The organism is Pseudomonas maioricensis (genome assembly GCF_022790535.1).
GTDB lineage: Bacteria > Pseudomonadota > Gammaproteobacteria > Pseudomonadales > Pseudomonadaceae > Aquipseudomonas > Aquipseudomonas maioricensis.
This window is the reverse complement of the sequence record NZ_LOHG01000006.1, coordinates 108823-117446: the sequence shown is the minus strand read 5'-3', so window position 1 is coordinate 117446 and position 8624 is coordinate 108823. Positions and strand designations below refer to the sequence as shown.

The window sequence follows — 8624 nt, the reverse complement described above, 5'->3', positions numbered from 1 at the left end:
AGGAAATGCATTTCAATCCAGTGGTTTGATGAGAGCGAGGCTGCTGTTAAACCGCCTGCAGCGGAATAAACATGTAGCCCGCAGGTTCGCCCGTGGCCAGCTCGGCCCCGGCCAGACTGAGTGTGTCGATAACCGCGTCGCCCGCCACGTGAAAAGTCCAGCCATCGTTGACGGTGGCTGCGTCATTGCCGTCCATCAGGTCCATCACTGCGCTGGCGAAAGCCTCCATATCCGGCAAGTAAGCAACGAAACCATTGCCTTTCAGCGCCGTGGCACGAATTCCCAGCCGTTGGCAGATCGCCTCTTTAGCGCCGATGTCTTCGCGGTCGGCCTGGCGAGACTGTTCAATGAGGCGGCTGAGCTCGGTGTCGGCCAATTCTCCACCAACGATCAGATCCGGCCCCTGCTCCCAAGACTCGGGTGGGCAGTCCTTGGCTTGTGGGCGTAAAGGAATATGCGGATTGATCTCCATCGGATAAATCCGGCATACCAGCGGTCGGCGGTCATAAATCCGGCAGAGCTTGTCTGCGTCAAGATTCCGGCAAGGGCCGACGTTATAGGCGGCGAAGGTGATCGCTACCTGTGCCTGGGTCAAGCCACTTTGCACCCGCGTTGAACGACGCGTGGCGTGAGTCAGCTGGGCCTCAGGCACACCATAACCGTCGGCCAGAAAGGCCTCGGTCAGGATGATCAGTGATCCGCCGTCGGCCGCCCACTGCAAGGCTTCACCGAGTGTCAGGGGGACATGGTGGTCGGTGCAGCAGCGGCCGCAACCGACACAGGAAAATCGGGTATTCATTGCGATAAAGGTCCGTCATGACAGACGTCGCGCGCTGCACAGGCCAGGGTTGCAGGCACGACTGAGACGGTGTTCGAAGCAAGTTATGAGCCAGTGTGGGGCGCTGTCACTTTTTCAGGGTAGCGGGCAGTTCGGTCCATTCACTGACCGTGGCTTTTTTCGTTTGGCGGTTGTACAGGCACAGCTCTGCTCCTGGCTGATTTTTCATGTGCGGCTGTGGGTAGCGTCCTCTGAGCATAAGCGCCTCATAACCGAGGTTGTCGTCAAACCCGGTCTTGCCGACAGCCCGTACTTCCTTGAGCTGGCTGGCTTTCATGCAGCTCTCGATAACCGCTTTCTCCAGGGCTACCCAGGCGTCCGGACTTGCGGCGTTGGCCTGGCCGACAAATGTCGCGCAGGCTATCAGCAGGAAGGTAAACGCTTTCATTGTCGTTCTCCATGGTCATCGATTGATGGTGGAGTATGCCAGATCAGGCTTGACCGGTTTCCAGCCGCTGCACATAGCGCATGCCTGCTTTCTCGTACAGGCAACGTGCGGGCAGGTTGTTTTCCATGACTTTGAGGTCTGCAAAAGCCTCGCGCCGCTGGTGAAAAATGCGGAATACGTGGTTAAGCAACTGGAGCGCAAGGCCTTGGTTTCTGGCCCGGGGGTGGATCACCAGGTCTTTGATGAACGCGCTGGTCCAGCCCTGAATCAGGCCGACCATGCCCTCATCGTCCCTTAGGGCGAAGCACAAGGCCGGATCGTACTCAGGGTCGGTTCTCCAGTCGTTTACCCAGTCTGAGTAGTCGGGCAGGGCAACATCATCGGCATAACTCTGTCGCAAGAGAACGTGGGCTTGCGGTGCGTCCTCAAGAGTGAACGCCGTCATGCGAATGTGAGATGGCCACGCCTCTGCCCCAGGCAAGCGATCAAGGTCGCGGCGCATCAGCCAGCAATGCCGGTCAGAACCACCGAGGCGTTCCATCACATTCACGCGCCCTTGGCCTGCACTGCCCGTGCGGCGACGATCAGGCTGCGGGTCAATTCTGGCGAGGAGAACTTGGTCAGTACCGAGTTGGCACCGGCAAGCCTGGCTTTTTCGCTGTTCATGGCGCTGTCCAGGGACGTGTGCAGCAGGATGTACAGGTCCTGGAAGTCAGGCGTTTCACGCAGGGTTCGGGTCAGTGCGTAGCCGTCCATCTCGGACATCTCGATGTCGGATACCACCACGTTGATTTGCGCGGGAGAGCCTTGCAGCTCAAGCAACACGTCAATGGCTTCCTTGGCACTGCGCGCTGTGTGGCAATCCAGGCCCAGGTTACGCAACGTGAGCAGCGATTGTTGCAGCGCTACCTGACTGTCATCGACGACCAGGATTCGCGTTGCTGCCAGCAACTCGGCTTCTTCCATGGTCAATTCGTCCGGTTGCGCAACGATCTGCGCCGGAGCAATCCCGTGGATGACTTTTTCGATATCCAGCACTTGCACCAGCGTCCCGTCTACCTGCGTCACGCCCGTAATGAACGAACGGCCGTTAGCGCCAAATGGCGGCGGACGGATGTCGGTGGTCAGGCAATGGACGATCTTGCTCACAGCCTGAACATGCAGACCCTGCTTGGAACGGCTTACATCGGTGACGATCAGGCAGCCACCATCCGGGTCGACCAACGGCTTTTCACCAATGGCCCGGCTGAGGTCAATCACTGAAAGCGAGGCTCCCCGCAGTGTGGCAACGCCTTTGACGTGCGGGTGCGATTCTGGAAGTCGTGTCAGGGCAGGGCAGGGGATGATCTCACTGACCTTGAGCAAATTGATCGCCATCAACTTGCCGCTGCGTAACGTGAACAGCAGCAGCGAAAGTGAATCTGCTCGGACATTCTTGGTGGACATATAAACCTTCTGGCAATAAGTGTTTTGCCGCAGTAAGCAGCAAACAGCCTTCTCTGGATAGGTTATCGACCCTGCACAGGCACGCTTGAGGTTTTTTGTGCGCTAGCGGGTTTTCCCTGATCCGTCGAGTGGCCGATAGGGGCCTGGATGAATTGACCGGAGCCGGGTCATTAAGACTTCCGCGAGTCAAAATGACTATTCCGTTTTTGGTGTCTATTTGACCATTTAACGCTAACTTATTGATTTTGTTAGCTCTAAATTCTGGCACAGTTCCTGAAACACCCTCGGTACATTCTACAAAGCCTGTGTGCCTGGAGTACATCATGTTAAGCGCCTCGGATCGTGCCATTGTAAAAGCCACCGTGCCATTGCTCGAAAGCGGCGGTGAGACGTTGACCACTCACTTCTACAAAAAGATGCTCAGCGAGTACCCGCAGGTGAGGTCGCTGTTTAATCCGGCGCACCAGGCCAGTGGTGACCAGCCCAGAGCGTTGGCCAATGGCTTGTTGATGTACGCCCGGCATATTGACGAGCTTGAGCAACTGGGTGATTTGCTGGCGAAAATCATCAATAAGCACGTCGCGCTGCAGATTCTTCCCGAGCACTATCCGATTGTAGGCAGTTGCTTGCTGAGTGCTATCCGCGAAGTGCTCGGAGAGGAGATTGCCACCGATGAAGTACTGCAAGCCTGGGGCCGCGCTTATCAGCAGCTTGCCGACGTGCTGATCGGTGCCGAGCGCGCGATCTATGACGAAAAGGCCCACGCCCATGGCGGCTGGCGTGGTACCCGCGAATTCAGGCTGGCGGCGAAAGTTGCTGAAAGTTCGGAAATCACCTCGTTCTACCTGCAACCCGCGGACGACGGTCCATTGCTCGATTTCACGCCGGGTCAGTACATCGGCCTGCAATTACGAATAGGCGACGAAGAGATGCGCCGCAATTATTCGTTGTCAGCAGTGGCGGGTGGTGCCCAGTACCGGATCAGCGTCAAGCGCGAGCCTCATGGCAAGGTGTCCAATTACCTGCATGATGAACTGCATGTGGGCGACAGCCTGTTACTGTTTCCGCCGTCGGGTGAGTTCACCCTGACTACTAGCGACAAGCCACTGGTGCTGATCAGTGGCGGGGTGGGCATTACGCCGACCCTGGCGATGCTGGAAGCCGCACTTGAAACCTCTCGCCCGGTGCATTTCATTCACTGCGCGCGCAATGGCAGCGTGCATGCTTTCCGGGATTGGGTTGATGATCTGGTGACTCTGCACCCGCAGCTAAAACGATTCTATTGCTATGCCGAAGATGATGGCGTCAGTGCGGCTGGCGATGCCCTTGGCCTTCTCGATCAATCGCGCCTTGAACAGTGGTTGCCCAAAGAGCGGGATCTGGATGCTTACTTCCTCGGTCCCAAGGCTTTCATGAAAGCCATCAAGCACCAGCTCAAGGCGGCAGGCGTTCCAGAGAAGCAAAGTCGCTTTGAGTTTTTCGGCCCGGCCTCTGCGCTGGAGTGAGGTGCGACAAATAGCCGCGCCCTTCTATATATAGAAGAGCTCTGCTGAAACCGTGCTTCCTTCGAACGTGGACGCATTTCTGTAGGAGCTGCCGAAGGCTGCGAAGCTTCCATCCTGACGCACCGCCATCGCAGCCTTCGGCTGCTCCTGCAAGGGCCACATTTTCGGCAGAGCGTTAACGTGAAAGGTCTGATCCATTTTGCCTGCGACAAATAGCCGCATCCTTCTATATATATAGAAGGGTGCGTTTTTTTGCGTGGGCGCATTGCTCAAGCGCCGAATTCACACGCCGAACGCCATCGGGCTGCCAAATATGGCCATATGGCGGGTCCGGGCTTGAGTTGTCCTTCATGGCCCCTGATTATCGCGAGCGATCGGGGCGCTGTGCCTTTACAATCCGGTGTCTGCCCTGAAGGGCACTGTTACACGCCTCCGGCATTGATCGAACGGTCCGAATGGACATCCTTTCGAAAGGTATGTGAATGAGCGACAACATGTTGTACCTAAAACGCGAAAAGCGCTTCCTGGTCCTGCTGGGCGTTATCTGCCTGGCGTTGATCGGCGGGGCGCTGTACATGCAGATCGTGCTGGGCGAGGCCCCGTGCCCGCTGTGCATCTTGCAACGCTATGCGCTGCTGTTCATCGCAATCTTCGCTTTCATCGGCGCAGCCATGCCTGGCCGCCGGAGCATCACCGCGCTTGAAACACTGGTGGTGCTTAGCGCCATAGGCGGCATCGTTGCAGCCGGCCGCCATGTCTACATCCTTTCGCACCCTACCGAGAGTTGCGGCATCGACATCCTGCAACCCATCGTTGATGGCCTACCGCTGGCCTCGATGTTCCCTATCGGATTCCAGGTCGGCGGCTTCTGCACGACCCCTTATCCGCCAGTCCTCGGATTGTCACTCGCTCAATGGGCGCTGGTGGCGTTCGTATTGACCGTCATACTGGTCCCGATCTGCATCATTCGTAACCGGCGCAAATACCGCGGTCTACAGGGCTTGTGAGGAAATAATGCCCCTACAAAAAGGGGCATTTCTTGTGAAAATTTCGTGAGCTGATTCTCGATTTTTACAGATCCTGATACAAACTGTTGCTAAAAAAAACATAGTCATTAAATTTCTAGATATCTACAATCCCCGCACTTGCCGCGCAGGGTCACCCCGCGCTGAGCATTTTTGAGGTCAGAAAGCGCCTTTTGCGCAGGCTGTGCCGGTAGTGCCAGTCGGTCTCTGAAAGCACCATGAATGTCCGCACCAAAGGGAATTGGCCCGTAATCCGGGCGTGATGCCACACATTCGAATAAGAAATTAAAGATAAATATGGATTTGTCGTTACGCTTTGCATGCGTCGTGACAGGCTTTGTTCAATCCAAAAAAATATGCCAACTCCGGCAGGTTTCGGTGTTGGCGGTCGAAAACCAATTGCACCCGCAAGCTGCTTTTGCTTTTAGAGGTCGTGAGATGAGTAAAAAAAGGTACCCCAGGTTTTTTGGCTTCTTGGCCCTTTTCAGCATGCTTTTGCTCAGTGGTTGCGAGGGCGTGCCTCTGCTCGATCCTAAAGGGCAAGTGGGGCTCGACGAGCGCAACCTGATTATCACCGCAACGCTGTTGATGTTGATCGTGGTAATCCCGGTCATTTTCCTGACGATCATTTTCGCCTGGAAATATCGCGCTTCGAACAAGGCTGCTACCTACACGCCTGACTGGTCTCACTCGACCAAGATCGAGGCTGCAGTGTGGGGCATTCCGATGGTCCTGCTGCTGGTGCTGTTCTACATCACCTACAAGTCTACCCACGCACTGGACCCGTATCGTCCGATCGAATCCGACGTGCCGCCGGTGACCATCGAAGTGATTTCGCTGGACTGGAAATGGGTGTTCATCTATCCGGAACAGGGCATTGCCACGGTCAACAAGATCGTTTTCCCTGCCAACACTCCGGTTAATTTCAAGATTACTTCCGATTCGGTCATGAATTCGTTCTTCATCCCGGGTCTGGGCGGCCAGGTTTACGCCATGGCGGGCATGCTGACCAAGCTGCACCTTATCGCCAATGAGAACCATGAGTTCGAAGGTATCTCCGCCAACTACAGCGGCGCGGGTTTCACCGGCATGAAGTTCAAGGCGACCGCAACCTCCAAGGCAGATTTCGACGCCTGGGTCGCCGAAGTCAAGAGTTCACCTAAAAAGCTTGAAGCTTCGGAATACGCTGCTTTGCTCAAACCGAGCGAGCGTAACCCGGTCGAGCTGTTCTCCGAGGTCACTCCGAATCTGTTCAATGCCGTCATCGACAAGTACGAAGGCATGAAACCAGGCAAGAAAAACCCTCACGAGCAGGAAGGTACTGCTGAAGAGTCGGCTCAAGCCGGTCAGGTCGGGATGGACATGGGTAAGCATGTAGCTGCTGGGGCAGAGGAGTAAACGATGTTTGGTAAATTAAGTCTGGACGCGATCCCGTATCACGAGCCAATAGTCATGATCACCCTCGCGATGATCGCGCTGGGTGGCCTTGCGTTGGTCGCGGCGATCAGCTATTTCAAAAAATGGACCTACTTGTGGACCGAATGGCTGACGTCAGTCGACCACAAGAAAATCGGTGTGATGTACATCATCGTTGCCATGGTCATGCTGTTGCGCGGTTTCGCCGACGCCGTGATGATGCGTACCCAGTTGGCTTTGGCCCAGAACGGCTCGGAAGGCTATTTGCCGCCTGAGCACTATGACCAGATCTTCACCGCTCACGGTGTGATCATGATCATCTTCATGGCGATGCCATTCTTCACCGGCCTGATGAACATCGTCGTGCCGCTGCAGATCGGCGCCCGTGACGTTGCCTTCCCGTTCCTGAACTCCCTGAGCTTCTGGCTCCTGGTGTCCGGCGTACTGTTGGTCAACATCTCCCTGGGTGTCGGCGAGTTCGCTAAAACCGGTTGGGTTGCTTACCCACCGCTGTCGGGCCTGGCTTACAGTCCTGGAGTGGGGGTCGACTACTACATCTGGGCGCTACAGTTATCGGGACTCGGGACAACGCTCACGGGTGTCAACTTCCTGGTCACTGTGCTGAAAATGCGCGCGCCAGGCATGAAGTTGATGGAGATGCCGATCTTCACCTGGACCTGCACCTTCGCTAACATCCTGATTGTTGCTTCCTTCCCGATCCTGACTGCTACCTTGGCAGCCTTGACTCTGGACCGTTACCTGGACTTCCACATTTTCACGAACGAGTTGGGCGGTAACCCAATGATGTACGTGAACCTGTTCTGGGCGTGGGGTCACCCTGAGGTATACATTCTGGTATTGCCGGCATTCGGAGTGTTCTCCGAAGTCATCTCTACCTTTACCGGCAAGCGCCTGTTCGGCCACAAGTCGATGATCTACGCCAGCGGCGGTATTACCGTCCTCGGCTTCATGGTCTGGCTGCACCACTTCTTCACCATGGGCTCTGGCGCAAGCGTCAACGCCTTCTTCGGTCTGGCAACGATGCTGATTGCGCTGCCGACGGGTGTGAAGCTTTTCAACTGGCTGTTCACCATCTACCAGGGCCGTCTGCGCTTCACCGCGCCAGTGCTCTGGACCCTGGGCTTCATGATCACCTTCTCGATCGGCGGCATGACCGGCGTTCTGTTGGCGATCCCGGGTGCTGACTTCGTACTTCACAACAGCTTGTTCGTAATCGCTCACTTCCACAACGTCATCATCGGCGGTGCGGTATTCGGTTACATCGCTGGCTTCGCGTTCTGGTTCCCTAAAGCATTCGGCTTCAAGCTGAACGAAACATGGGGCAAGTCTGCGTTCTACTGCTGGTTCTTCGGTTTCTTCGTTGCGTTCATGCCGCTGTACTTCCTGGGCTTCCTGGGTATGACTCGCCGTCTGAACACTACCGATAACCCGGCCTGGAACCTGTACCTGGACATCGCCTGGTTTGGCGCAATGCTGATTGCTGTTGGTATCGCATGTCAGTTGATCCAGATCTTCGTCAGCGTTCGTGACCGCAACAAGCCAGAGAATCGTGATCTGACTGGTGACCCGTGGAATGGCCACACGCTGGAATGGTCGACGTCTTCGCCGCCACCGTTCTACAACTTCGCTGAACTGCCGAAAGCCGATGAGCTGGATGCATTCACCGCAGCCAAGCGTAACGGCACTGCCTACAGCGTACCGGCTCACTATTCGGCAATTCATATGCCGAACAACACCGCGACCGGTCTGGTGATGGGTCTGCTGTTGACAGTGTTTGGTTTCGCCATGATCTGGCACATCTGGTGGTTGGCTATCGCCAGCCTGGCAGCCACAGTAGTTTCGTTCGTCATCCATGCCGCACGTGACGATCAAGGCTATATGGTGCCCGCTGAAGAAGTGGCGCGTATCGAAGGTGAGCAGCACAAGGTCCTCGTGGCTCAGGGTGCATACACGCCTGGCAAATCCACACTGGAACAGGTTTAAAC

At 56.1% G+C, this 8624-nt stretch carries 8 protein-coding genes; 4 read left to right on the top strand and 4 right to left on the bottom strand.

Annotation, left to right across the window (positions count from 1 at the left end; genetic code table 11):
• Positions 1-46 precede the first annotated feature (46 nt).
• The 4 genes from AUC61_RS11600 to AUC61_RS11585 all read right to left on the bottom strand — a co-directional run bounded on the left by AUC61_RS11600 (position 47) and on the right by AUC61_RS11585 (position 2672).
• Complete coding sequence (locus AUC61_RS11600) at positions 47-799, bottom strand: YkgJ family cysteine cluster protein (RefSeq protein WP_243246184.1); 753 nt, start codon at positions 797-799, stop codon at positions 47-49.
• Positions 800-905: 106 nt separating this feature from the next.
• Positions 906-1226 (bottom strand): hypothetical protein, encoded by a 321-nt coding sequence (locus AUC61_RS11595; protein WP_243246183.1) that lies wholly within the window; start codon positions 1224-1226, stop codon positions 906-908.
• 43 nt (positions 1227-1269) lie between these two features.
• Complete coding sequence (locus AUC61_RS11590) at positions 1270-1767, bottom strand: GNAT family N-acetyltransferase (protein ID WP_243246181.1); 498 nt, start codon at positions 1765-1767, stop codon at positions 1270-1272.
• 5 nt (positions 1768-1772) lie between these two features.
• The gene (locus AUC61_RS11585) at positions 1773-2672 is read right to left on the bottom strand and encodes a chemotaxis protein (RefSeq protein WP_243246180.1); all 900 of its coding nucleotides are present in this window, start codon (positions 2670-2672) and stop codon (positions 1773-1775) included.
• 323 nt (positions 2673-2995) lie between these two features.
• Between AUC61_RS11585 and hmpA the strand changes: the two genes are divergently transcribed.
• From hmpA to cyoB, 4 genes are all read left to right on the top strand, one after another.
• Positions 2996-4177: an NO-inducible flavohemoprotein gene (gene hmpA / locus AUC61_RS11580; RefSeq protein ID WP_243246179.1), complete on the top strand. Its 1182-nt coding sequence runs from the start codon at positions 2996-2998 to the stop codon at positions 4175-4177.
• Between the two features lie 482 nt (positions 4178-4659).
• Positions 4660-5184, top strand: a complete 525-nt coding sequence (locus tag AUC61_RS11575; protein ID WP_243246173.1) for a disulfide bond formation protein B — start codon at positions 4660-4662, stop codon at positions 5182-5184.
• 456 nt (positions 5185-5640) lie between these two features.
• Positions 5641-6600 (top strand): ubiquinol oxidase subunit II, encoded by a 960-nt coding sequence (gene cyoA, locus AUC61_RS11570; RefSeq protein ID WP_243246171.1) that lies wholly within the window; start codon positions 5641-5643, stop codon positions 6598-6600.
• A gap of 3 nt (positions 6601-6603) precedes the next feature.
• On the top strand, positions 6604-8622 hold the full coding sequence (cyoB, locus tag AUC61_RS11565) for a cytochrome o ubiquinol oxidase subunit I (protein ID WP_243246166.1): 2019 nt from the start codon (positions 6604-6606) through the stop codon (positions 8620-8622).
• Positions 8623-8624 lie beyond the last annotated feature (2 nt).